We start from the raw sequence: 22,528 nt of genomic DNA, 5'->3' as shown, positions 1-22,528 counted from the left end.
CTGGGCTGAGGCGGCACCCGCACGTCCGCGGCCTCCGGAACAGAAAACTGGGGCGGCACCCGAACCATCGGGTGCCGCCCCAGCGCCGTCAAAGGGACTACTTCCCCTTCGCCGCTTCCTTGAGCTTCGAGCCCGCGGACACCTTCACGCTGTAGCCGGCCGGGATGTCGATCGGCTCGCCGGTCTGCGGGTTGCGGGCGGTGCGAGCGGCACGGTGGGTGCGCTCGAAGGTGAGGAAGCCGGGGATGGTGACCTTCTCGTCGCCCTTGGCGACGATCTCGCCGACGGTCTCGGCGAACGCGGCCAGCACGGCGTCGGCGTCCTTGCGGGTCACCTCGGCGCGGTCGGCCAGCGCGGCCACCAGCTCACTGCGGTTCATGTTTGTACTCCCGTGTTCATCTTGCCGTTGAGGCGTGCCACGCGGCAGAGCCGCATATCCGATGCGGCGAAGCCGATGTTGCCAGGGCCCTCGTTGGCCCCCTGACCCGGGTCCGTAGCCAGACCCTCGCGCCCAGAGATGCATCCTGCCCCCACCTGCGGCGGGAACGCCAATCCGGCACTCGTGGGAGTCACACGAAAAGCGCCACTGCCTCGACGTGGTGACGCTCCGTCCGCTCCCGGCAGCGGACCGCAGGGCCTGCGGGCAAAGGACACCCGCAGGACACCCCCTGGCTGCCCGCCACCCTAAATGCGGGCTCGGGCCGTGCCTTCCGCGACGCGCCGCAGCCGTCAGGCCGTGGTGGCCGTCACAGTGGCGCCCGCCGCCCTGGCCGCCTCCCGGACGGCCCCCGCGACGGCGCCCGCGACCTTGTCGTTGAAGACGCTCGGAATGATGTAGTTCGGGTTGAGTTCGTCCTCGGTGACGACATCGGCGAGCGCGGTGGCCGCCGCGAGCATCATGCCGGTGTCGACCGTGCGGGACTGGGCGTCGAGCAGGCCGCGGAAGACGCCCGGGAAGACCAGCACGTTGTTGATCTGGTTCGGGAAGTCCGAGCGGCCCGTGGCGACGACGGCGGCGGTCTGCCGGGCGAGACCCGGGTCGACCTCCGGGTCGGGATTCGCGAGCGCGAACACAATGGCGTCGTCGGCCATCGCGGCGACGTCCTCGGCGCCCAGGACGTTCGGCGCGGAGACCCCGATGAAGACGTCCGCGCCGCGCACGGCCTCCTTCAGGGTGCCGGTGACGCCCTCGGGGTTGGTGTTGTCGGCGATCCAGCGCAGCGGCGAGTCGGCGGCGGCGTCGACCAGGTCGGCGCGGCCCGCGTTCACCACGCCGTGGATGTCGGCGACGACGGCGTGCTTGACGCCCGCCGCGATCAGCAGCTTCAGGATGGCCGTACCGGCCGCGCCGGCGCCGGACATGACGACCCGTACGTCCTCGATGGCCTTGCCGACCACGCGCAGCGCGTTGGTGAGCGCGGCGAGGACGACGATGGCGGTGCCGTGCTGGTCGTCGTGGAAGACGGGGATGTCGAGCGCCTCGCGCAGGCGGGCCTCGATCTCGAAGCAGCGGGGCGCCGAGATGTCCTCCAGGTTGATGCCCGCGAAGCCCGGCGCGATGGCCTTGACGATCTCCACGATGGCGTCGGTGTCCTGGGTGTCCAGGCAGAGCGGCCAGGCGTCGATGCCGGCGAACCGCTTGAACAGGGCCGCCTTGCCCTCCATCACGGGCAGCGCGGCCATCGGGCCGATGTTGCCGAGGCCGAGCACGGCGGAGCCGTCGGTGACGACCGCGACGGAGTTGCGCTTGATGGTGAGGCGGCGGGCGTCCTCGGGGTTCTCGGCGATGGCCATGCAGACCCGCGCCACACCCGGCGTGTAGATCATCGAGAGATCGTCACGGTTGCGGATGGGGTGCTTGGACTGCATCTCGATCTTGCCGCCGAGGTGCATCAGGAACGTACGGTCCGAGACCTTGCCGAGGACGACGCCCTCGATGGTGCGGAGCTTGCCGACGATCTCGTCGGCGTGCGAGGTCGAGGTCGCCGCGATGGTGACGTCGATACGGAGCTTCTCGTGGCCGGACGCGGTGACGTCCAGGCCGGTCACCGAGCCTCCGGACGATTCGACCGCCGTGGTGAGCTGAGATACCGCTGTTCCGCTGGCGGGCACCTCAAGGCGGACCGTCATCGAGTAGGAGACGCTGGGCGCCGTTGCCATGGCCGACTTCCTCTGCTTTCCCTCTGTGTCGCTTGCGCACGATTGCGGCGTGCGCACGGCCCGTGAGGCCACGGGCGGCGTCATCCGATGGTCGCACCTACCGTCGGGTACGTGGTAGCCGCCCTGGGATTGCGAACCTTTTGTTCGCTCGGTCTTCAACCGGAAAAAGGCCCGTACCACCAGGTGGCACGGGCCTTTCCTCCGTTCAGTGACACCGACCCGCCATGCTCGCCTCGCGGCAAGTGGTCGCTCGTAGCGACGAAGGTTGGGCCCGGGGGCTTGGATCGGGCCGGTGTCGCATCCACGGTAACAAACGATCCCCGCAAGGCAATTCCCGTCACAGAAAGTCGCCCTCCGACGGGGGTGTCCCTCACTCCCTCAGCAGGTCGGGTACGCCGTCCGTGTCCGGGTCGTCGCGGCGGCCCGAGACGACCGTGAGGCGTTGGGTCGCTCGGGTGAGGGCCACGTACAGGACCCTTAGTCCGGCGGGTGACTCGTCGGCGATCTCGGCGGGTGAGACCACGACCGTCGCGTCGTACTCCAGGCCCTTCGCCTCCAGGCTGCCGAGTGCCACCACCCGGTCGCCGAGCCCGGCGAGCCAGCGGGCGGCCTCCTCGCGCCGGTTCATGGCGACGACGACACCGACGGTGCCGTCGACCTCGTCGAGGAGCCGTGCGGCCTCCTCGCGCACCGTGCGGCCCTGGCCGCCGTCGCCGACGGTCGCGAACCGGGGCCGTACGCCGGTGGAGCGCACCGCCGTCGGTGAGGGCGCGCCGGGCATCGCCAGGGCGAGGACGCGGGACGCAAGATCGGCGATCTCGGCGGGGTTGCGGTAGTTCACGGTGAGCGCGAAGCGGCGGCGCGGGCGGCTGCCGAGCGCTTCGTCGCGGGCCTCGGCGGCCTCCTTGGGGTCGGACCAGGAGGACTGCGCCGGGTCGCCCACGACGGTCCAGGTGGCGTGCCGGCCGCGCCGCCCGACCATGCGCCACTGCATCGGCGTGAGGTCCTGCGCCTCGTCGACGATGACGTGCGCGTACTCGGTACGTTCCTGGGCGAGCCGTTCGGCCCGCTCGCGGCGGCTCTCCTCACGGACCGGCATCAGCTCCTCCAGCCCTGTGAGGTGGTCCAGCGGGTCGGCGTCGGCGGGGCGTTTCCTGGGCCGGGCGGGGGTGCCGAGGATCGACTGGAGTTCGTCCAGGAGCGCCACGTCGTGCACGGAGAGCGCGTCGCGCTGGAGGGAGCGGGCGGTGCGCCGCACCTCGCCCTGGTTCAGCTCCCGGCGCGCCCAGCGGCCGAGCCGCCGCTCGTCGCCCATCGACGCGAGCACCCCGCGCGGGGTCAGCTCGGGCCACCAGGCGTCCAGGAACTCCTGGAAGGCGTCCTCGGAGCTGATGTCCTCGTCGAAGGAGGACCGCAGCTCGGCCGCGAGTTCCGGATCGGTGTGGCGGGAGCCGGCGCCCGAGCGGTGCCAGAGGGCGTCCAGGAGGAGTCTGCGGGCGCGGGGGCGCAGCAGGTTGACGGGCGCGGTGCCGCTGAGCGCGGTGCGGCGGATGTCGTCCAGCTCGGCGGCCTCCAGCTCCAGCCGCCGGTTGAACGCGACGACCCGCAGCCGGACCGGTGTGCCCGGCAGCTCCAGGGCGCCCCGCGCGGCCTTCCGCAGCACCCGGAGCATCCGCGACGAGCCCTTCACGCGGGCGGTCGCCGGGGTGTCGTAGACCGTGGCGTCGGCGCCGTCGACCAGGGAGCCGACCGCGCGGATCGCGACCTGGCCCTCCTCGCCGAGCGACGGCAGGACGCCCTCGGTGTAGGCGACGAGCAGCGGGGTCGGCGAGACGATGAGGATGCCGCCCGCGTACCGCCGCCGGTCCTGGTAGAGCAGGTACGCGGCCCGGTGCAGCGCCACCGCCGTCTTGCCGGTGCCGGGGCCGCCCTCGACCTGCGTGACGGACGCGGCGGGCGCCCTGATCACCAGGTCCTGTTCGGCCTGGATGGAGGAGACGATGTCCCGCATGGTGTGGCCCCGGGCCTGGCCGAGCGCCGCCATCAGGGCGCCGTCGCCGATCACCGCGAGGTCGTCGCCGTCGAGCCGGGCGGTCAGCTCCGGGCGCATCAGGTCGTCCTCGACACCGAGGACGCGGCGGCCCTTGGAGCGGATGACCCGGCGGCGGACCACGCGGCCCGGGTCGACCGGGGTCGAGCGGTAGAAGGGCGCGGCGGCCGGGGCGCGCCAGTCGATGACGAGCGGTGTGTAGTCGGCGTCCAGGACACCGATCCGGCCGATGTGCAGGGTCTCGGCGATGTCCGCGACCTGGTCGGCGCCCTCGGTGCGTACGGCGCCGTCGGCGGGCTCGACGGCCGTGTACGCGCCGTCCGGGCCCTTCTTGCCGTCCTTGCCCGGCAGGAGGTCGATCCGGCCGAAGAGGAAGTCCTCGAACTCGTTGTTGAGCCGGTTGAGGTGGATTCCGGCCCGGAATACCTGGGCGTCGCGCTCGGCGAGCGCGCCCGGGGTGCCGACCTGGCCGCGCTGGGCCGCGTCGTGCATCAGGAACTCCGCCTCGTGGATCTTCTCCTCAAGGCGTCGGTACACCTGGTCCAGATGCTCCTGTTCGACTGCGATCTCCCGATCGCGGAGGGAATCAGGAGCGGCGTGAGCGGCGTGAGCGGCGTGCTGAGCGGCCACCGGGCCCCCTTCTGACGTGCATGGCAGCCGTCTACCGTACGCGAAGGGGACCCTCTGGTGCCACGTGTCGGCACCGGTGGCGGAAGCAGATGATCCGGATCGGTATCCGTCTGGACCTGTCCCGTGACCTGCACGCCGACGACGCCTTGCCCCGCACCCTGACCACGCCTTGCTCCACGCCCTGCCCTCGCCCTGCCCTACGCCTTGACCTCCACGAGTTTCTTGCCGTCGAGGGTGCGGACCTCGAAGTGGTCGATGTCCTTGTCGGCGAAGGCGGCGCCGCCGTGCACGTACAGCGGTTTCTTCGCGTTCTCGTTGGTGCTGTTCTCGATGCCGTAGCCCCAGGCGGGGACGGACCAGGTGGTGACCGTCTCGCGCTCGCCGTTCTTGCCGACGGCGATCAGGGAGCACTTCAGCGGGCCCTTGACGTTCTTCAGCTCCAGGACGGTGTGGGTGCCCCACGCCTTGTTCTCCATGCCGACGGTCGCCGTCACCTTGCTGGCCGCGTCCGTCGCCGTGACCTTCTGGTCCATGTGGTGGAAGAAGGCGTCCTCGGCGGGGCTCGTCGGATGGGCCTCGACGCCGGTCGTACCGCCCTTGCCGCCGTCGTCGCCGCCCACGGCGATGACGGTCAGCGGGCCGCCGATGATCAGGGCAGCGGCGGCGGCCACCAGATACAGTCCGCGCCGGCGCTTCTTCGCGCGCCGGACGGCGACCTCGTCGACGAGCCGGTCCGCGAGTTGCCTGCTGGGTTTGGCGGCGAGCTGTTCGCCGATGGCGGGCGTCCCCATCTGCATGCCGGGGCCGCCGGGCAGATCGGCGAGGGCGGCCAGCATGGGTTCCATGCCGGCAAGTTCCTCCAACTGCTGCGCGCACCAGTCGCAGCCCGCGAGGTGCGCCTCGAAGGCGGTCGCCTCGTAGTCGTCGAGGATGCCCAGGGCGTAGGCACCGACCGTCTCGTGGACGTCGTGGGCCTCGTTCGGAGTCATGTCATGCGACGTCATGCCGTCACCCCCCGCTCCTCCAGCGCCAGCTTCATCGAGCGCAGGGCATAGAACACCCGTGAGCGCACGGTGCCGCTGGGTATGCCGAGCGTTTCGGCCGCCTCATTGACCGTACGTCCTTTGAAGTACGTCTCGACCAGAACCTCCCGATGGGCAGGGGTCAGGTCGTCGAGTGCGTCTGAGAGTGTCATCAGCCACAACGCCTTGTCGATCTCGTCCTCCGCGGGGATGACCTCCAGAGGTGACGGGTCGACCTCCTGCGGCCGGGCCTGTCGACTGCGGTGGCCGTCGATCACGATACGACGGGCGACCGTCACCAGCCAGGGGCGTACGGAACCCGTGGCCCGATTGAGCTGACCGGCGTTCTTCCAGGCACGGATGAGCGTCTCCTGGACGACGTCCTCGGCGCGCTGCCGGTCTCCCGCGACGAGGCGGAGCACGTACGCGAGCAAGGGACCGGCGTGTTCGCGGTAGAGCGCGCGCATCAGTTCCTCGTCCGGGCTGCTGGGCGCGGACGGAGACTGGGTCATGCGATGTCGGGCCCTTGGCGGGCGTTCATCGGCCACGGCGGAATCCTTGCGCACGCCTACCTCCGGTGTCCCCGATTCGACTGGGTCAGCCCTGGGGACCTGCCCCAGCCGGGATCGCTCAGCACGGGGTACGTACGCGGGCCGGGAGTTGTTCAACGGGCGCGCGAAACGGGGTGTGCCCCTGAAGGGATGTGCCCCTGAAGGGTTACGTGGGTTCAGGCGCGGGCGAGGGCGGCGCGGCGGCGGTGCCGGGCGACGCGTTCCCGGTTGCCGCACACCTCGCTGGAGCACCAGCGGCGGCGGCCTCCGCGCGAGGTGTCGAGGTAGATGAGGGGGCAGTTGTCGCCCTCGCACTGGCGGAGCCGGGCGCGGGCCACGGGGTCGGTGAGCAGGTCGACGGTGTCCCGGGCGACGGCCGCGATCAGGGCGGCGCAGCCGGGGTCGGTGTGCAGGGCGCGCGCGAGGGTGCCGTCGGGGGCGCGGACCGCGCGGGGGGCCGGCGGCGCCTCGCGGGCCAGCGAGTTGACCCGGTCCAGGGCCACCGGTACCGGGCGTCCGCCGAGTTCGCCGCGGACCAGCAGCCCTATGTGGGCGCGGAGTTCACGGAAGTCGACGAGCCAGCCGGGGTCGGCGGCGCGCAACGGGGTCGGATCGGGGACGAGTCCGGCGGCGGTGCACCAGGCACGGAGCCGGTCCACCGAGTCGAGCCGGTCGTCGGGGTGCCCGGTCGCGACCAGGTCCAGACAGAGCCGTCCTGGATCGAACCGCGGCTCGGAGGTGGCCGAGGCCGTGCCAAGGGCGCTCGATGCCATGAGCTAGTCACCGCCTTGTGGGTACCGCTGAGTCCTGTCGGGTGCGTTCCGCGGGGTGCCGTCCCTCTACAGTGCCTGCCCGAAGGCGCGCCCGGAACCCCTGCTGCCGGGCAAGGGGGCTTGTCCTCGTGGACGCGCGCGTATGCGGCTGCGCGTCGTGGCCATGTCCCGGTCCCCGGGTGGACGTCTTGACTGGTCGACATGGTGGACATGGCGAACATGACGACGACCGGGACGTACAGGAATGGCCGGGCGGCCGGCGTCGTACTGGGGGCGGCCACGGTCGCCATGGGGCTGATCGCGGGCAGTTTCTACGTGTTCGCCTGCGCGGTGATGCCGGCGCTGGCCCGCAGCGGTGACCGTACGTATGTCGAGGTGATGCGGAACACCAACGAGGTGATCCAGAACCCGGTGTTCTTCCTGAGCTTCCTGGGGGCGCTCGTCCTGACGGGCATCGCGGCATGGCAGCTCCGCACCCGCTGGGTGTACGCGGCGCTCCTCGCCTACGCGGCGGCCTTCCTGATCACCGTGGCGGTGAACGTCCCCCTCAACGACGCCCTGGCCCGCCCCGGCGATCCGACGGTCCTGCGCGAGAACTTCGAGGCCCCGTGGGTGGCCTGGAACATCACGAGAGCGCTGCTGTGCACGGCGGCTACGGGCTTTCTGGCGCGGGCGCTGGTGGTGTGGGGGCGGGCGCGGCCCCAGGGGTGAGGGCGGGGTCGGATCTCAGGACGCGCGGTCTCCGCTGTCCCCGCTGTCCCCGCTGTCCCCGCTGTCTCCATTGTCCCCGCTGTCTCAGTTCGCGTACTTGGCGTCCGTCGCCGGGTCCAGGGCCAGCCGGTAACCCCGTTTGACCACGGTCTGGATCAGCTTCGGCGCCCCCAGGGCCGTGCGGAGGCGGGCCATCGCGGTCTCCACGGCGTGTTCGTCGCGGCCCGCGCCGGGCAGCGCGCGCAGCAGGTCGGCGCGGGCCACCACCCAGCCGGGGCGCCGGGAGAGGGCGCGCAGCAGCGCCATCCCGGCGGGCGGTACGGGACGCAGCGCCTCGTCGACGAGGACCGCGTGGCCGCGGATCTCCACCCGGTGCCCCGCGATGGGCAACGTACGGGCACGGCCCGGGAGTTCCTGGCACAGGAGCTGGACGAGCGGTCCGAGCCGGAAGCGTTCGGGCTGGACGGTGTCGAGGCCGTACGCCTGCAACGGCAGCGCGGTGACCGGTCCGACGCAGGCGGACAGTACGTCGTGGCGCAGCGCGGCGAGGAGGTCGCCGAGCTGTCCGCGTACCTCGGCGCGCCGCAGGAGTGAGGCGGCGGCGGGCGCGCTGGTGAAGGTGAGCGCGTCGAGGCCGCGCGCGAGGGTGGTGTCGAGGAGCCGGTCGACGGGGCCGATCTCCTCGGGCGGCATCCACCGGTAGACGGGGACGCCCACGACCTCCGCGCCCGCGGCCCGCAGCGCCTCCACGAACCCGGGCAGCGGCTCCCCGTGCAACTGGACGGCGATACGGCGCCCTTCGACCCCCTCGTCCAGCAGCCGGTCCAGGACCTCGGCCATCGACTCGGACGAGGGCGACCACTCCTCGGTGAGCCCGGCGGCGCGCACCGCGCCCTTGACCTTGGGTCCCCTGGCGAGGAGTTCGACGCCGCGCAGCCGGTCGAGCAGGGCCTCACCGACGCCCCACCCGTCGGCGGCCTCGACCCACCCGCGGAACCCGATGGCGGTGGTCGCGACCACGACGTCAGGGCCGTGGTCGATCACCTCCTTGGTGGCGGCGAGGAGTTCGCTGTCGTCGGCGAGGGGCACGATGCGCAGCGCGGGCGCGTGCTGCACGGTGGCACCGCGCCGCTGGAGCAGCGCGCCGAGTTCGTCGGCGCGGCGCGCGGCGGTCACACCGACGGTGAACCCGGCGAGGGGCCCGTACGGACCCTTCTGTGGCCGGCCCTGCCGGGGGTGGCCCTGCTGGTGTCGGCCCTGCTGTGGAACGTCCATGAGCCCTCGTCGTCGCCGGGGGTGGACGACCGAGCCTGCCAACGGACGGTGACAGGCCCGGTACCTCGTGATGTCCGTGGTGTTACGTCGGGGGCGGGCGGTCACACTTCGGCGTATCCGAGCCGGGTCGGGGCCTCGGTGGCGGTCGGGTGCGGGACGGCGACGGCGGGGCGGCGAAGGTATACGGCCCAGGTCACGCCGAGGCACAGGGCGTAGAAGGCGAGGAAGGCGACGAACGCGCCGGTGCCGGACCCGGTGGTCTGGAAGGACTGCCGGAAGGCGAGGTTGATCCCGAGCCCGCCGAGCGCGCCGACGGCGCCGATGAGCCCCATCGAGGCGCCGGAGAGGCGCCGCCCGTACGCGGCGGCGGCCTCCCCGCCGAGCCCGCGCGCGAGCGCCTTGGTGTGGAAGATCCCGGGGATCATCTTGTACGTGGAGCCGTTGCCGAGCCCGGTGAGGACGAACAGGGCGATGAAGGCGGAGGTGAACAGCGGCAGCGAGGCCCGCACCGACGCCAGCACGACGACGGCGGTGGCCAGGCCCATGCCGACGAAGTTCCAGAGGGTGATCCGGGCACCGCCGTACCGGTCCGCGAGCACCCCGCCGACGGGCCGGATCAGCGAGCCGAGCAGCGGCCCGACGAAGGTGATCGACGCGGCCTGCAAGGGCGTCCGCCCGAACTGCGTCTGGAGTACGAGCCCGAAGGCGAAGCTGTACCCGATGAACGACCCGAAGGTCCCCACGTACAGCAGCGACATGATCCAGGTGTGCGGGTCGCGTACGGCTTCCCTCGCGGCGCCGGTGTCATTGCGTACGGACGCGAGGTTGTCCATGAAGAGGGCGGAGCACACGGCCGCCGCGACGATGAGCGGGACATAGATCCCGAGCAGGACGCGGGGTCCCCAGGAGGCGCCGATGGTGCCGAGTCCGATGAGCTGGACGACGGGGACGCCGATGTTCCCGCCGCCGGCGTTGAGCCCGAGCGCCCACCCTTTCTTCCGCAGCGGGAAGAAGGAGTTGATGTTGGTCATGGAGGAGGCGAAGTTCCCGCCGCCGACGCCGGTGAGCACGGCGCACAGCATGAACGTCGTGTACGAGGTCCCCGGCTCCATCACCACGAAGGCGGCCACCGTCGGCAGCAGCAGCATCGACGCCGCCACGACCGTCCAGTTCCGCCCGCCGAACCGCGCGACGGCGAAGGTGTACGGCACCCGTACGACGGCGCCGACGAGCGTGGCCATCGACACCAGGAAGAACTTCCCCGCGGGATCGATCCCGTACTCGGGCCCCATGAACAGCACGAGCACGGACCACAGCGTCCACACGGAGAACCCGATGTGCTCGGACAGCACGGAGAACAGAAGATTCCGCCGGGCGACCCGCTCGCCGCCGCCGTCCCAGAACTCCCGGTCCTCGGGCTCCCACCGCTGAATCCAGCGCCCCCCGCTCCGCACCGAACCACCATTCGCACCCATCAGGGGCCTCCCAACACCTCGGCTGCCCCGACCGTAGAAACCCCGGGTTTCGCCCCCGTGCCCCGGAGTGACCACGGGGGAACGTTGCTCTCACTCGGGGGTGGGGCGGGCGGTGAGGAGGGGGCTCCCAGGAATGCTCGCAGGGATGTCAGGGGGCGACTTGCGGTGTCAGGCGGCGACTCGGCGCCCCCGCTCGCGCGCCCGGCGCTCCACCCCGTTCGGCCACAGGCGCGGGGGTCGTTTGGCCGCCAGGTCCTCCGCCCAGCCGGCCGCCACGATCATCAGGCCGATCAGCGGCCAGACCAGGACGAACGCCCAGACCATGTAGGTGGTGTCCAGGGCCGCCATCATGCGGTCGGTCATGAAGGGGAGGTCGTAGAGGCGGTCCACGAGGGGGAAGGTCGCCATGATCAGGAAGTTGTGCCAGAGGTAGATCGTCACCGCTCTGTTGTTGGAGAGGGTGATGACCTTGTCGAATCGGGCGAGGCGGCCGGGCAGGCGCTGCCAGGACGGCGCGTACACGAGGAGGATCGCGACCGCGCCGAACGACCAGGTCGCCTGGGCCAGCGGGATGTCGTTGAGGTCCCAGCCCTCCGGGCCGAGGTGGCCCGAGGCCCACCACAGGCCGAAGGCCATGACGAGCACGGACAGCGATACGGCGAGATAGCGCGGGATGCGGCGCAGTACGCCTTCCTGGTGGGCGAAGCCGAGGACCCAGCAGCCGCCGAAGACGGCGAAGTCGGTGAGCGCGTTGCCGGTCTCGCCGGGGATCGTGACGACACCGGTGCCGATGACCGCGGTGAGCGCGAGCGGTGCGAGCAGCGTCGCCCACGGCATCCGGCGGAACGCCCACAGCAGCAGCGGCGACGCGAGCACGAACCACAGGTACGCGCGCAGGTACCAGAGCGGGCCGATCGCCTGTTCGGGCCAGGTGGCGTCGAGCAGGCCGCCGTCCGCGCCGATGTGCCACGGATAGGTCGGCTCGCCGATCGGCACGAGGTAGTTGAAGAGGCTGATCCAGCCCCAGGTGCCGCCGTTGTCCGGGTCGTTGCCCGGGTTCCAGCCGGCCGTGAACAGCATGATCAGGGCGAGCGCGCCGAAGAGCCACATCGGTGGCAGCAGCCGCCGGATCCGGCCCCGGATCACGCCGAGCGCGGGCCGGTTCAGCGACCGCGCCATCAGGGAGCCCGCCAGCGCGAACATCACGCCCATGGAGGGGAACAGCACCGTCAGCCAGGCCCAGCCGAAGAGGTGGTAGACGACGACCCGGACCAGGGCGACGGAGCGGAGGAGGTCGAGGTAGCGGTCCCGGCCGGGGGCCTTCGCCGGCGCGGCGCCCTCGCCGGACATGTCGGCGGCCTCCCCAACCCTTTCGTCCCGCTGTGTCGGATACGTCATGCCACCGGCCTCCGGTCGTTCGCGGGCCCCCGCTGCCCCGGCAGTCCGCCGGGCGCCTCCACCACTCCGGTGCGCCGGAGCTTCTGCCAGCGCAGCCGGCCGCCGGTGAGTGCGGTGATCCAGGACTGCAGCAGCACGACGTACATGAGCTGCCGATAAAGGATCTGCTGGAGGGGCAGCGAGATCAGATGGGTCATGCGCTCGCGGTCGAGCCGGAACGCGTAGGCGGCGCAGGCGGCCTGGATCGCGAGGACGCCCAGCCAGGCGCCGACCGTCTTGCCGGTGGGGCCGAACACCAGCCCGTAGAGCAGGAACACGTCGATGAGGGGGGCGAGGAGAGGGGCCAGGACCATGAACAGGGACACCAGGGGCAGACCTACGCGGCCGAAGCGGCCCGACGCGCCCCGCTCGACCACGGCCTTGCGGTGCTTCCAGATGGCCTGCATCGTGCCGTACGACCACCGGTAGCGCTGGGACCAGAGCTGCTGCACGGACTCCGGGGCCTCGGTCCAGGCGCGCGCCTTCTCCGCGTACACCACGCGCCAGCCGTCGCGGTGCAGCGCCATGGTGATGTCGGTGTCCTCGGCGAGTGTGTCGTCGCTCATGCCGCCGACGCGCTCCAGGGCCGAGCGGCGGAAGGCGCCGACGGCTCCGGGGATCGTCGGCATGCAGCGCAGGATGTCGTACATCCGGCGGTCGAGGTTGAAGCCCATCACGTACTCGATGTGCTGCCAGGCGCCGATCAGCGAGTCGCGGTTGCCGACCTTGGCGTTGCCCGCGACGGCGCCCACGCGCGCGTCGCCGAACGGCTGCACCAGCTCGCCCACGGTCGCCCGTTCGAAGACGGTGTCGCCGTCCATCATGACGATGAGGTCGTGACGGGCGTTGGCGATACCGCGGTTGAGCGCTGCGGGCTTGCCCGCGTTGTGCTGGCGCACCACCCGTACGTTCGGCAGCCGCAGGTCCTCGACGATGCGGGCGGTGCCGTCGCTGGAGCCGTCGTCGATGACGATCACCTCGACGGGATGGTCACTGTCCATGAGGGAACGGACGGTGTTCTCGATGCACTTGGCCTCGTTGTACGCGGGTACCAGCACCGACACCGGTTCGGTGACGGGCGCCCCCCAGCGGAAGCCGGGGCGCCGCACCCGCCGCGCGTGCGCGAAGGACAGCACCAGCATCAGGCCGAAGCGGGTGATGACGAGGACCCCGATGACGGCGAGTCCGACACCGAGGACCTGCGTGGTCTTCTCGGCGGCCTGGACGAGGAAGATCCACGCCCGGCCCTTCCACAGCTCGGCGCCGGTGACCGGGGTGTGCGCGCTCGGCGCGTCCAGAGCCTCGGTGAGGTTGGTGAACCGGTAGCCCTCCTCCTGGAGGCCGGGCAGGAACTTGTCGAGCGCGGCGACGGTCTGTGAGCGGTCGCCTCCGGAGTCGTGCATCAGGACGACGGCGCCTTTGCCGCCCTTGGGCGTGGCGCGGCGGATGATCTCCTCGACGCCGGACCGCTTCCAGTCCTCGCTGTCGGTGTTGTTGACGAGCGTGAGGTAGCCCCGCTGTGCGACATACCGGGTGACCGGCCAGGACTTGTTGTCGAAGGCGTCCGGGAACGACGAGTACGGCGGCCGGAACAGCGAGGTGCGGATACCGGCGGCACCGGCGAGCGCGAGCTGGTTCTGCGACAGCTCCCAGTCGATACGGCTCTTGGACTGGTAGGAGAGATCGGGGTGGTTGAAGGTGTGCAGCCCGACCTCGTGGCCCTCGTCCACCATGCGCTGGACCAGCCCCGGGTAGCGGGACGCCATGGTGCCGGTGACGAAGAACACGGCGTGGGCGTGGTGCCGCTTGAGGGTGTCGAGGACCTTCGGCGTCCAGACCGGGTCGGGCCCGTCGTCGAAGGTGAGGACCAGTTTGTGGTGCGGGATGCGCACGGTGTTGATGCGTCCCGCGCGCGCGTCGATGACGGGTCCGCCGCCGAGGACGCGGTGCGGGACCTTGTCGGTCGCGGCGGGCGGTGCGATGCGGTGATCGGCGAGGATCTCGCTGTGCACATAGCCGCGCAGCATGAGCATCGCCATCAGCGCGGCCAGCAGGGTGACCGGCAGCAGATAGCGCAGGGGGAGCCGGCGCCGGCGGGCGGTGCGGTGTCGCCGGGCGCCGGTGGAGCGGGGTGTCATTACTGAGCGCCCTCCGGGGCGATGGGCACCTGGCCGCCGCCGGCCGTGGACGGTGACGGGTCGGCGGTCGAAGGACCGGGGTCCGACGGTTCCGTGCTGGGCTCGCCGGGGCCGGGGTCGGTGCTGGGGTCGCCGCCGGGCGGGGACGCGACGCCGCCGCCGGGCTGATTGGGCCTGGTCCCGCCGCCGTTCCTCGTCGGCTGCACGCCGGGCGACGTACCGGGGTCGGCACCGGGGCTTGCCTGGTCCGACGGGTCGGCGGTGGCGCCGGGCGCGGCGCTGTCGCCGGGGGACGGTGTGGTGCCGTCGCCGGTGGACGGCGTGGCGCCGGGGCTCTCGCCGGGGGAACCGGAGGACGAGCCGGAGACGGCGGGCAGCGGCGGGGTGTCGACCTTGCCGGCGGGCTGCTCGGCGGCGGGGTCCGGTATCGGCAGCCAGGGCGCGCTGGAGTTCCCGGAGACGACGGTGGCCACGATCACCGCCGCGTACACCGCGCAGGCGAGGCCGACGACGACACCGAGCGTGCGATAGCGGCGGCTGCGGCGGCCCGTCTCGTCCACGAACACCGGTCCGTCGGATCCGGCGGCGTCCTGAGCCTTGCCCTGGGCGGTGAGTTCGGCCAGTTGACGGCCTATGCCGTCGATCTGGATCGTGACCTCGTTCGGGTCATGTGTCTGCCCTGGTTGGGCGTCTTCTCGCCAAATTTCCACGCGTACGCACATCCCCCCACGGGATTTCTTCCGGAGTGCGCGCGCGACCTCGGCACGTGTCGTTCGAACCTGGCCCCCACCCGGTCCGAGCGCCCCCTTTTATCACCTTGTGCCAAGACGACGAATGTAGCGCACCGGAGTGACCCGGGTGGTTCGCTGTCAGAACCGGGCCGTCATGACACGTGCATCGATGGCCGGAATCCAACTGTCGGCAGGCCGTTGAAGCCAGCCTTCCGCCTCGGCGAGCGCGGCAGCCGCCTCACGAAGGGCAGTAATCCCGGGATGAACTCGCCCTTTCCGCCACACAAGAGACAGCGGTGACAGTGGCACGGGGTCGACCAGCGGACGCAGCACCGAATCGGGCATGGCCGGAAAACTACCGGCGACGAGAACAGGAGTACGGGTCTTGGCCATGATCCGCCGGAACTCCTCCTCCCCGATGGCGAGCGGCGCGGGAGCCGCGACCTCGATCCCGCGCCCTTCGAAAAGCAGCTCCGCGAGAGCCGTCCACTCACGGGTGCGGGGGTTCCCGGCACCGGCATAGATCCGCTCACCGGCCAGTGTGTCCAGGGGGACTTCGGCCAAATTGGCCAGCCGGTGATCCTCGGGAAGGATCACCGCCATCGGCTCGTACCGCACCGGCTGCTGGTCGAGCCGGGCCCGGACCGCCGGGTCGAGACCCGCGTACCGGCCGAAGGAGGCGTCGAGGCGGCCCGCGAGCAGTTCGGTGGCGGCGCCCGTCAGTCCGCTCTCGAAACGGGCCATCAGCTCGTGGTCCGGGACGCGTTCACGGGCGAGTTCCAGGATGCGTCCGGAGATCAGCCCGGGACTGTTGACGTCCACGAGGACGGGCCGGGACACCTGCCCGCGCGCGAAGGCGGCCGTCAGCTCGTCCTGCGCGTCCAGGACCCGGCGCGCGTACGGGAGCAGCCGCTCGCCGTCGGCGGTCGGGGTGACCTGCCGGGTGGTGCGGACGAACAGCTCGGCGCCCAGGATGCGTTCGAGGCGCCGGATGTCACGGCTGAGGGCCTGCTGGGCGACGTAGAGCCGGGCGGCGGCGCGGGTGAAGTGCAGCTCCTCGGCGACGGCGACGAAGGCGCGCAGGAGCCGGGGGTCGATGCCGGGGCTCACCGGTTCATGGGAATCGCGGGACACTCCGGGAATTTACAACAGGGATGCGTCAATCGGAACCGAACAGGTGTTGGACCCCACGCGGGGCGACGGGCGACGGTTTCCCCATGCCGCAGGACACCGCCGCTCCACGAGCCCGCAACCCGTACCGCCGCCTCTTCGCCGTCCCCGGCGCCCGCGCCTTCACGCTCGGCAATCTCGTCGCCCGGCTGCCGATGGGCATGTTCAGCATCAGCGCGGTGATGATGATCGCGGGCTCCCGGGGCTCGTACGCGCTCGCCGGCGCCGTCACCGCGACGGGCCTCGCCGCGACGGCGGTCGTCGCCCCCTGGACCGCACGGCTCGTCGACCGCTACGGCCAGGCCCGCATCGCCGTGCCCGCCACGCTCATCGCCGCCCTCGGCTCCGTCGCCCTGCTGCTGTGCGTGCGGTACGGGGCACCGGACTGGACCCTGTTCGCGGCCTACGCGGCGACCTCCACGACGCCCAACACGGGCGGCATGTCCCGCGCCCGCTGGGCGTATCTGCTGCGCGACGAACCGGCCGCCGTGCACACCGCCAACTCCTTCGAGCAGGCGGCCGACGAACTCTGCTTCATGCTGGGCCCGGTCCTCGCGGCGTTCCTCTGCGGAACGCTGTTCCCGGAAGCGGGCACGCTCGTCGGTGTGGTGCTCCTGGTGACGGGTGTGCTGCTGTTCGCGGCGCAGCGCTCCACCGAACCGCCCGTCGACCGCCGCCCCCGCGTGAAGTCGCCCCTTCGCGCGCGCGGGATGCCCACGCTGCTGCTCGGATTCGTCGCCACGGGCGCGGTGTTCGGGTCGATGGAGGTGGTGACGGTCGCGTTCGCGGACGCACGCGGGCACCAGGCGGCCGGGGGCGCGGTCCTCGCGCTCCAGGCGGCCGGTTCGGGCGCGGCGGGGCTCCTCTACGGGATGCTCCGGCCCGCGGACCGCGTGGAGCGCCGGTTCCTGCTCTGTGTGGCCGCGATGACGGTCCTGATGGCGCTGCCGCTGGTCGCGGCGGCCGTGTCGGGTTCGCTGGTGGCGCTGGCGGGCGCCCTGCTGTGCGCGGGGATGGCGACCGCGCCGACGATGGTCACCGGCATGACGCTGGTCCAACGGTGGACCCCCGAGGGCCAGTTGAACGAGGGCATGACCCTCGCCGTGACCGGCATCCTCGGGGGCATCGCGTGCGGCGCGGCGGCGGGCGGCCGGCTGGTGGAGCAGGCGGGCCCGACGACGGCGTACGCGGTCCCCGTCGCCGCGGCGGCCTGCGCCCTGCTCCCGGCGCTGTACGGGGCCCTGCGGACGCCGCCGCCCGCCGCTAAGGGGTACGCCTCATAGGGGGGCGTCTCATAGGCGGCGTCTCAGCAGAGGGCGGGCTTGCGCCATGAGCACTCCAGGTCGCCGTCCCGCTCGGCGCCCCGCGCGGCGCCGGGCCGCACCGCCACGGCCCGCTCCGCGTCGGACCGCGCCAGAGTCACCACAAGGGCGTCCTCCAGGCTCTTCACGGACGACGCGAGGTAGTTGTTGAGGACGACGCTGTACACGAGTTCACGGCCGCCCGCGTCGGTCACGTACCCCGACAGCGCGGAGGCGCCGGTCAGCGAACCCGTCTTCCCGCGCGCGTTGAGCGCCGCCGGGGTCCCGCACATCCGTGACCGCAGGGTGCCGCCGACGAACCGGTCCGGATCGCAGGCCACCGGCAGGGACCGGTACCAGTCCGCGTACCAGGGCTCCGAGCGCACCGAGACGAGCAGCCGGGCGAGTTGGTCGGCGGGGAAGTTGTTCATCCGCGAGAGCCCCGAGCCGTCCACCTGCCGCAGCGTGCCCGTGTCGACGCCCGCGCGCTTCAGGTAGCCGCCGACGGCGGCGAGTCCGGCGCTCCAGGTACCGCGCCGGGCCGTCCCGTACCCCATGGCCTTGACGAGGATTTCGGCGTGCATGTTGTTCGACAGCTTCACGAAGGGGATCAGGAGGTCCCTCAGGGGCATCGACTCGTGGGAGGCGATGCCGCGCGCCTCCCCGGGCGTCGCCCGGCCGAGCCGGGTCGGCCCGGCGACCTGGACGCCGTGTGCGGTGAGGGCGTCGCGGAAGACGGCCGCCGCGTATCCGGTGGGCTCCCAGACGCTCACCCACTCCTTGGTGACCGCTCCGCCGACGGGCACGGTGCCGCTGACGGTGACGGTGTTGGTGCCGTGCCGCCGCTCGACGGTGAGGGTGTCGGCGCCCCCCGGCGGGACGGTGGTGGCGGTGACATCGAGGTCGACGTAACCGGTCCTGGGCGTCAGCGTGATCCGGGGCTTGTCCCCGGCGGCGGCACCGGGGGCGGCTTCGACGATCACCGTGCCGGTGTCGTAGTCGGTGTCCGGGGCGACGCTGAGCGCGGATATCTGGGCGGAGTAGTACGCGGACTCGTCGTCGGCGGCCCAGGACCTGCCCAACCGCTCGCTGTCGAACCGGGTGTCGTCGGCGACGAGCCGCCCGGTGACCCGCCGCACACCGGAGGCGGCGACCTGGGCGGCGAGCCGGTCGTAGTCGGCGGCGAGCAGGGTCGGGTCGCCGGTGCCGCGCAGATACAGATCCCCGGCGAGCACCCGGCCGTGCCGCGTACCGGTGGTGAGGACGTCGGTCGTGAAGCGGTGGCCGGGGCCGAGGACGTCGAGCGCCGCGGCCGAGGTGGCGAGCTTGGTGTTGGACGCGGGCATCAGCCGCCCGGTGGGCAGATGCCGGTACAGGATGTCGCCGGACTCCGCGTCGGCGACCACGACGCTCGCGGCGCCCCCTGCCATCAGGGGGTCGCCGAGTACGGTGTCGATGGCCTCGGGCAGTCCGCTCCGGTCGGAGTCGGCACCGGCCGGGGCGCTCCAGGTGAGGGTGGCCGCCGCGACGGCGGCGACGGCGGGCCAGATCCAGTGGCGCAGACGCGGCACACCGCGTCTCACAGGTCTACTCATGCCACCGCAGCATCCCGGACCGTGCCCAAGGACGACAGAGGGCATCGACCGGCCGGCCCGGAACACAAAACGGCGCCCTCCCGAAGGAAGGCGCCGCTCAACAAGGGGTACCGGTCGCGTTCCCTCACGGGGAGGGGCGCGTAAGGGGGTGCGGGTGGCGGAGCCCCCGCTACGCGCGGCGCAGCCGCGCACAAACGACGAAGGCGACGCGGCCCGCGCTGTTCGCGGGCACACGTCGCCTAACGCCTTCGTGGAGATGGCGGGAATCGAACCCGCGTCCAACGGTGCGGAATCAGGGCTTCTCCGTGTGCAGATCGCTGCGATTTTCTCGGCCCCGGCGATCACGCGAACAAGTCGCCGACGGGCCCAGCCACTGTTTGATTTCCTCCCAGACCCCGTGACCGGGCCTGGAAGTTTAGTTCCCTAGCTGATGCCAGGATCCGGGTCGGGAACAGCCCCGGGCTGACACTTCGCAAGTCGCTACTTAGGCAGCGAGGGCGAAGGAATCGCGCTTGGTATTGGCGATTATTTTTTGCGACATATGGTTTACGAGATCATTGCCGCTTCCTCGACACGCTTCCCCTGCTTCGACAGCCGCTGTCGAAACCGATCATCCCCATGTTGTTTTTTCAAGGTGGTACCGCACCCTCTGTGGGGCGCATGGCCATCGTACGTGACTGGCGAGTGACGGGGCCAGTCCATTTGTTACCGGAGGCTGGCCCGCTCCTTCCGCTTCACCGCCGAGATCGCCCGGTCGGCCTCGCGCCGGTCCTGCTTCTCGCGGAGCGTCTGCCGCTTGTCGTACTCCTTCTTGCCCTTCGCCAGCGCGATCTCGACCTTGGCGCGGCCGTCCTTGAAGTACAGGGCGAGCGGCACGATGGTGTGGCCGGTCTCCTGGGACTTCGACACCAGCTTCTCGATCTCGGCGCGGTGCAGCAGCAGCTTCCGCCGGCGCCGCGCGCTGTGGTTGGTCCAGGTGCCCTGGCTGTACTCCGGTACGTGCACGTTGTGCAGCCATGCCTCACCGCCGTCGAGCTGGACGAAACCGTCCACCAGTGAGGCCCGCCCCTGGCGCAGCGACTTCACCTCGGTCCCCGTGAGGACGAGTCCGGCCTCATAGGTGTCGATGATGGTGTAGTCGTGCCGCGCCTTCTTGTTCTGCGCGATCAGCTTGCGCCCTTTTTCCTTAGCCATAGTGCGGCCATTTTCGCACTACGAGGGGGCCGCCAGGCCAGCCGTTTACCGCGCCGGACGCCCGTATCACCGAAGAGTGGGCGTTACGGAGCGTCGCCGAGGCCGCTGAGAACGGTCTCGGCCTGCTTCTCGCTGCCCGATCCGGCCTCCAGGTCGGGTGTGATGCCCTGGCCGTCGACGCTGTGGCCCGAGGGGGTGCGGTAGTGCCCGACGGTCAGCTCGGCGACGGAGCCGCCGGGCAGCCGGCTCGGCATCTGCACCGAGCCCTTGCCGAAGGTGCGGGAGCCCACCACGACCGCACGGCCGCGGTCCTGGAGCGCCCCGGTGAGCAGTTCGGCCGCGCTCATCGTGCCGCCGTCGACGAGCGCGACCACGGGCCGTTCGGTGTCGCCGCCGGGACGGGCGTGCAGGGCGCGCTGCTCACCCCGGACGTCGTACGTGGCGACCAGGCCGCCGTCGAGGAACGCGGAGGCCGCCGTGGTGGCCTCGGTGACCAGGCCGCCGGAGTTGCCGCGCAGGTCGAGCAGGATGCCGGCGCCGGGCGGCGCGGCGCGGACCGCGGACCGCACCCGCTCGCCCGAGCCCTTGGTGAAGGCGGCGACCTTGATCAGGACGGCGCCCGATGTGCCGTCGCCGAGCTGTTCGACGGTGACGGAGTCGGTGGACAGGACGGCGCGGCGCAGGGTCTCGGTCCAGCGGTGGGCGCCGCGTGAGAGACCTAGTTCGACGGGGGTGCCGGTGGCGGAGCCGACCCCTTCACCACGCTCACCGCCATCACCCTCAGTAACGGTCTTGTCGCGGGAGGAGTTCCCGCCGCGCAGGAGGGCGACGACCTCGGTGACGGGCCGGTCCTCGACGCGCTGTCCGTCGATGGTCAGCAGCCGGTCGCCCGCACGGATGCCGGCCCGCTCGGCGGGTCCGCCGCGCTGCACGCGCGCGACCTCGATCCGGCCGTCCTTGGCGCGCCGCGCCCAGAGGCCCACGCCCGTGTACTCGCCGTCGAGTGCCTGCGCGAACTCCGCGTACTCGCCCTCGGAGTAGACGGCGCCCCAGCGGTCGCCGCTGCGGCTGACGGCACGTTCGGCGGCCTCCGTGGGGGACTTTCCCTCGGCCATGGCGTCGGCAGCCGCCTTGGCGACGTCCTGCTCATGGGCGGCGGACACCGTGCCCGCGCGCGCGGGAGGCGCCTCCGGCTTCTCGTCGGCACCGTCGGTCCAGGACCCCGTCGCGGCACCCGTCACGAGAACACTCGTGAACACCAAGGTCAGGGCGGCCCCGCGGCGAATGCGGCGGGGCACGGCGAACAGGTCGGGACCTGACATGCCGGTGAGTCTAGGACAACGCGGAGCGCCGTACGGGCGGTTGCCACGCACGGCGCCCCGGTCATGTGTCACACCTTGAGGTACTTGCGCAGCGCGAAGAAAGCGGCAAGGGAAGGCATCAGCACACTGGTCGCGAGGATCAGCGGCAGCTTGGTCAGGACGGCGTCCCAGCCGATGAAGTTGATCAGGTTCAGCTTCTCGGAGAGCGCCAGGCCGTGGTCGATGAAGAAGTACCGGCCGATCACCAGGAAGGCGCAGGCGACACCGCCGCCGATCAGTCCGGCGACCGCGGCCTCCATGATGAACGGCGCCTGGATGTAGAAGCCGGACGCGCCGACGAGCCGCATGATGCCGGTCTCGCGTCTGCGGCTGAAGGCGGAGACGCGGACGGTGTTGACGATCAGCATCAGCGCCACGACGAGCATCAGGGACATCACCGCGATGGCGGCCCAGTTCATGACGTTGAGGAGCCCGAAGAGGTTCTCCAGGATGCCCTTCTGGTCCTGCACCGACTGGACCCCGTCACGGCCGTCGAAGGCGGTGGCGATGATCTGGTACTTCTCGGGGTCCTTCAGCTTGATGCGGAAGGACTCCTGCATCTGGTCCGGGGTCAGCGAACTGGCCAGGGGCGAGTCGCCGAACTGCTCCTTGTAGTGCTTGTACGCCTCGTCGCTGGTCTCGTACGACACCTTGTCGACGACCGGCATCTTCTTGAGTTCGGTCTCGATCTGGTTCCGCTGCTCGGCCGTGACGGCGCCCTTGGGGCACTTCGGGTCGGACGCGCCGTCGCTCTTGTTGCAGAGGAAGATCGAGACGTTGACCTTGTCGTACCAGTAGCCCTTCATGACGCTCACCTGGTCACGCATGAGCAGGGAGCCGCCGAACAGGGCGAGCGAGAGGGCGACCGAGACGACGACCGCGAAGGTCATCGTCAGATTGCGGCGGAGACCGACGCCGATCTCCGACAGGACGAACTGGGCGCGCATCGCGTGC

The 22,528-nt window shown here is 71.4% G+C and carries 18 protein-coding genes and 1 other RNA gene; 2 read left to right on the top strand and 17 right to left on the bottom strand.

What is annotated here, in order from left to right:
* Positions 1 to 97: 97 nt before the first annotated feature.
* From ACIQNU_RS00330 to ACIQNU_RS00305, 6 genes are all read right to left on the bottom strand, one after another.
* Positions 98 to 379, bottom strand: coding sequence for an HU family DNA-binding protein (locus ACIQNU_RS00330; protein WP_161701580.1), 282 nt, complete (start codon positions 377 to 379; stop codon positions 98 to 100).
* A 350-nt stretch (positions 380 to 729) separates the two neighbouring features.
* Positions 730 to 2,160 (bottom strand): NAD-dependent malic enzyme, encoded by a 1,431-nt coding sequence (locus ACIQNU_RS00325; RefSeq protein ID WP_401359084.1) that lies wholly within the window; start codon positions 2,158 to 2,160, stop codon positions 730 to 732.
* 370 nt (positions 2,161 to 2,530) lie between these two features.
* The gene (locus tag ACIQNU_RS00320; RefSeq protein ID WP_401359082.1) at positions 2,531 to 4,840 is read right to left on the bottom strand and encodes a HelD family protein; all 2,310 of its coding nucleotides are present in this window, start codon (positions 4,838 to 4,840) and stop codon (positions 2,531 to 2,533) included.
* A gap of 197 nt (positions 4,841 to 5,037) precedes the next feature.
* The gene (locus ACIQNU_RS00315) at positions 5,038 to 5,844 is read right to left on the bottom strand and encodes an anti-sigma factor family protein (protein WP_401359080.1); all 807 of its coding nucleotides are present in this window, start codon (positions 5,842 to 5,844) and stop codon (positions 5,038 to 5,040) included.
* On the bottom strand, positions 5,841 to 6,374 hold the full coding sequence (locus ACIQNU_RS00310) for a sigma-70 family RNA polymerase sigma factor (RefSeq protein ID WP_401359077.1): 534 nt from the start codon (positions 6,372 to 6,374) through the stop codon (positions 5,841 to 5,843). The genes ACIQNU_RS00315 and ACIQNU_RS00310 overlap by 4 nt, the downstream gene beginning before the upstream one ends.
* Before the next feature lie 215 nt (positions 6,375 to 6,589).
* Positions 6,590 to 7,186 carry a CGNR zinc finger domain-containing protein gene (locus ACIQNU_RS00305; RefSeq protein ID WP_401359075.1) on the bottom strand — a complete coding sequence of 199 codons (597 nt, stop codon included), beginning with the start codon at positions 7,184 to 7,186 and terminating at the stop codon, positions 6,590 to 6,592.
* A gap of 201 nt (positions 7,187 to 7,387) precedes the next feature.
* Here ACIQNU_RS00305 and ACIQNU_RS00300 point away from each other — a divergent pair, with 201 nt between their 5' ends.
* Positions 7,388 to 7,897, top strand: coding sequence for a DUF1772 domain-containing protein (locus tag ACIQNU_RS00300; protein ID WP_401359072.1), 510 nt, complete (start codon positions 7,388 to 7,390; stop codon positions 7,895 to 7,897).
* Between the two features lie 84 nt (positions 7,898 to 7,981).
* Here the strand turns inward: ACIQNU_RS00300 and ACIQNU_RS00295 are convergent, their stop codons facing one another.
* From ACIQNU_RS00295 to ACIQNU_RS00270, 6 genes are all read right to left on the bottom strand, one after another.
* Positions 7,982 to 9,172, bottom strand: a complete 1,191-nt coding sequence (locus ACIQNU_RS00295) for a uroporphyrinogen-III synthase (RefSeq protein ID WP_401359069.1) — start codon at positions 9,170 to 9,172, stop codon at positions 7,982 to 7,984.
* A gap of 101 nt (positions 9,173 to 9,273) precedes the next feature.
* Positions 9,274 to 10,647, bottom strand: coding sequence for a nitrate/nitrite transporter (locus tag ACIQNU_RS00290; protein ID WP_401359067.1), 1,374 nt, complete (start codon positions 10,645 to 10,647; stop codon positions 9,274 to 9,276).
* Positions 10,648 to 10,815: 168 nt separating this feature from the next.
* Positions 10,816 to 11,997 (bottom strand): acyltransferase, encoded by a 1,182-nt coding sequence (locus ACIQNU_RS00285; RefSeq protein WP_401362310.1) that lies wholly within the window; start codon positions 11,995 to 11,997, stop codon positions 10,816 to 10,818.
* A gap of 44 nt (positions 11,998 to 12,041) precedes the next feature.
* Positions 12,042 to 14,222: a glycosyltransferase gene (locus tag ACIQNU_RS00280; protein WP_401359064.1), complete on the bottom strand. Its 2,181-nt coding sequence runs from the start codon at positions 14,220 to 14,222 to the stop codon at positions 12,042 to 12,044.
* A complete protein-coding gene (locus tag ACIQNU_RS00275; protein ID WP_401359061.1) occupies positions 14,222 to 14,932 on the bottom strand; it encodes a hypothetical protein in 711 nt (236 codons plus the stop codon). The genes ACIQNU_RS00280 and ACIQNU_RS00275 overlap by 1 nt, the downstream gene beginning before the upstream one ends.
* Positions 14,933 to 15,091: 159 nt before the next feature.
* Positions 15,092 to 16,087, bottom strand: coding sequence for a LysR family transcriptional regulator (locus tag ACIQNU_RS00270; protein ID WP_401359059.1), 996 nt, complete (start codon positions 16,085 to 16,087; stop codon positions 15,092 to 15,094).
* 20 nt (positions 16,088 to 16,107) lie between these two features.
* On the opposite strand from ACIQNU_RS00270, the gene ACIQNU_RS00265 reads away from it, so the two are divergent.
* On the top strand, positions 16,108 to 17,406 hold the full coding sequence (locus ACIQNU_RS00265) for an MFS transporter (protein ID WP_401359056.1): 1,299 nt from the start codon (positions 16,108 to 16,110) through the stop codon (positions 17,404 to 17,406).
* A gap of 23 nt (positions 17,407 to 17,429) precedes the next feature.
* Here the strand turns inward: ACIQNU_RS00265 and dacB are convergent, their stop codons facing one another.
* The 5 genes from dacB to ftsX all read right to left on the bottom strand — a co-directional run bounded on the left by dacB (position 17,430) and on the right by ftsX (position 22,521).
* Complete coding sequence (gene dacB / locus ACIQNU_RS00260; protein WP_401359053.1) at positions 17,430 to 19,019, bottom strand: D-alanyl-D-alanine carboxypeptidase/D-alanyl-D-alanine-endopeptidase; 1,590 nt, start codon at positions 19,017 to 19,019, stop codon at positions 17,430 to 17,432.
* Between the two features lie 248 nt (positions 19,020 to 19,267).
* Positions 19,268 to 19,637: a transfer-messenger RNA gene (gene ssrA / locus ACIQNU_RS00255) on the bottom strand.
* A gap of 87 nt (positions 19,638 to 19,724) precedes the next feature.
* Positions 19,725 to 20,213 (bottom strand): SsrA-binding protein SmpB, encoded by a 489-nt coding sequence (smpB, locus tag ACIQNU_RS00250; RefSeq protein ID WP_401359051.1) that lies wholly within the window; start codon positions 20,211 to 20,213, stop codon positions 19,725 to 19,727.
* A gap of 83 nt (positions 20,214 to 20,296) precedes the next feature.
* The gene (locus ACIQNU_RS00245) at positions 20,297 to 21,535 is read right to left on the bottom strand and encodes a S41 family peptidase (protein WP_401359049.1); all 1,239 of its coding nucleotides are present in this window, start codon (positions 21,533 to 21,535) and stop codon (positions 20,297 to 20,299) included.
* A 68-nt stretch (positions 21,536 to 21,603) separates the two neighbouring features.
* Positions 21,604 to 22,521 (bottom strand): permease-like cell division protein FtsX, encoded by a 918-nt coding sequence (gene ftsX / locus ACIQNU_RS00240; protein WP_401359046.1) that lies wholly within the window; start codon positions 22,519 to 22,521, stop codon positions 21,604 to 21,606.
* Between the last annotated feature and the right edge of the window lie 7 nt (positions 22,522 to 22,528).

Origin of the sequence: Streptomyces sp. NPDC091292 (genome assembly GCF_044757265.1) — a bacterium.
Lineage (GTDB): Bacteria > Actinomycetota > Actinomycetes > Streptomycetales > Streptomycetaceae > Streptomyces.
This window is presented reverse-complemented; position numbering and strand designations above follow the sequence as displayed.

What these genes read in the sequence shown, in the direction of transcription:
- ACIQNU_RS00330 (WP_161701580.1), bottom strand. Translation starts at nt 379, where the DNA reads ATGAACCGCAGTGAGCTGGTGGCCGCGCTGGCCGACCGCGCCGAGGTG.
- ACIQNU_RS00325 (WP_401359084.1), bottom strand. Translation starts at nt 2,160, where the DNA reads ATGGCAACGGCGCCCAGCGTCTCCTACTCGATGACGGTCCGCCTTGAG.
- ACIQNU_RS00315 (WP_401359080.1), bottom strand. Translation starts at nt 5,844, where the DNA reads ATGACGTCGCATGACATGACTCCGAACGAGGCCCACGACGTCCACGAG.
- ACIQNU_RS00310 (WP_401359077.1), bottom strand. Translation starts at nt 6,374, where the DNA reads ATGACCCAGTCTCCGTCCGCGCCCAGCAGCCCGGACGAGGAACTGATG.
- ACIQNU_RS00305 (WP_401359075.1), bottom strand. Translation starts at nt 7,186, where the DNA reads ATGGCATCGAGCGCCCTTGGCACGGCCTCGGCCACCTCCGAGCCGCGG.
- ACIQNU_RS00300 (WP_401359072.1), top strand. Translation starts at nt 7,388, where the DNA reads ATGGTGGACATGGCGAACATGACGACGACCGGGACGTACAGGAATGGC.
- ACIQNU_RS00295 (WP_401359069.1), bottom strand. Translation starts at nt 9,172, where the DNA reads ATGGACGTTCCACAGCAGGGCCGACACCAGCAGGGCCACCCCCGGCAG.
- ACIQNU_RS00290 (WP_401359067.1), bottom strand. Translation starts at nt 10,647, where the DNA reads ATGGGTGCGAATGGTGGTTCGGTGCGGAGCGGGGGGCGCTGGATTCAG.
- ACIQNU_RS00285 (WP_401362310.1), bottom strand. Translation starts at nt 11,997, where the DNA reads ATGTCCGGCGAGGGCGCCGCGCCGGCGAAGGCCCCCGGCCGGGACCGC.
- ACIQNU_RS00280 (WP_401359064.1), bottom strand. Translation starts at nt 14,222, where the DNA reads ATGACACCCCGCTCCACCGGCGCCCGGCGACACCGCACCGCCCGCCGG.
- ACIQNU_RS00265 (WP_401359056.1), top strand. Translation starts at nt 16,108, where the DNA reads ATGCGTCAATCGGAACCGAACAGGTGTTGGACCCCACGCGGGGCGACG.
- dacB (WP_401359053.1), bottom strand. Translation starts at nt 19,019, where the DNA reads ATGAGTAGACCTGTGAGACGCGGTGTGCCGCGTCTGCGCCACTGGATC.
- smpB (WP_401359051.1), bottom strand. Translation starts at nt 20,213, where the DNA reads ATGGCTAAGGAAAAAGGGCGCAAGCTGATCGCGCAGAACAAGAAGGCG.
- ACIQNU_RS00245 (WP_401359049.1), bottom strand. Translation starts at nt 21,535, where the DNA reads ATGTCAGGTCCCGACCTGTTCGCCGTGCCCCGCCGCATTCGCCGCGGG.
- ftsX (WP_401359046.1), bottom strand. Translation starts at nt 22,521, where the DNA reads ATGCGCGCCCAGTTCGTCCTGTCGGAGATCGGCGTCGGTCTCCGCCGC.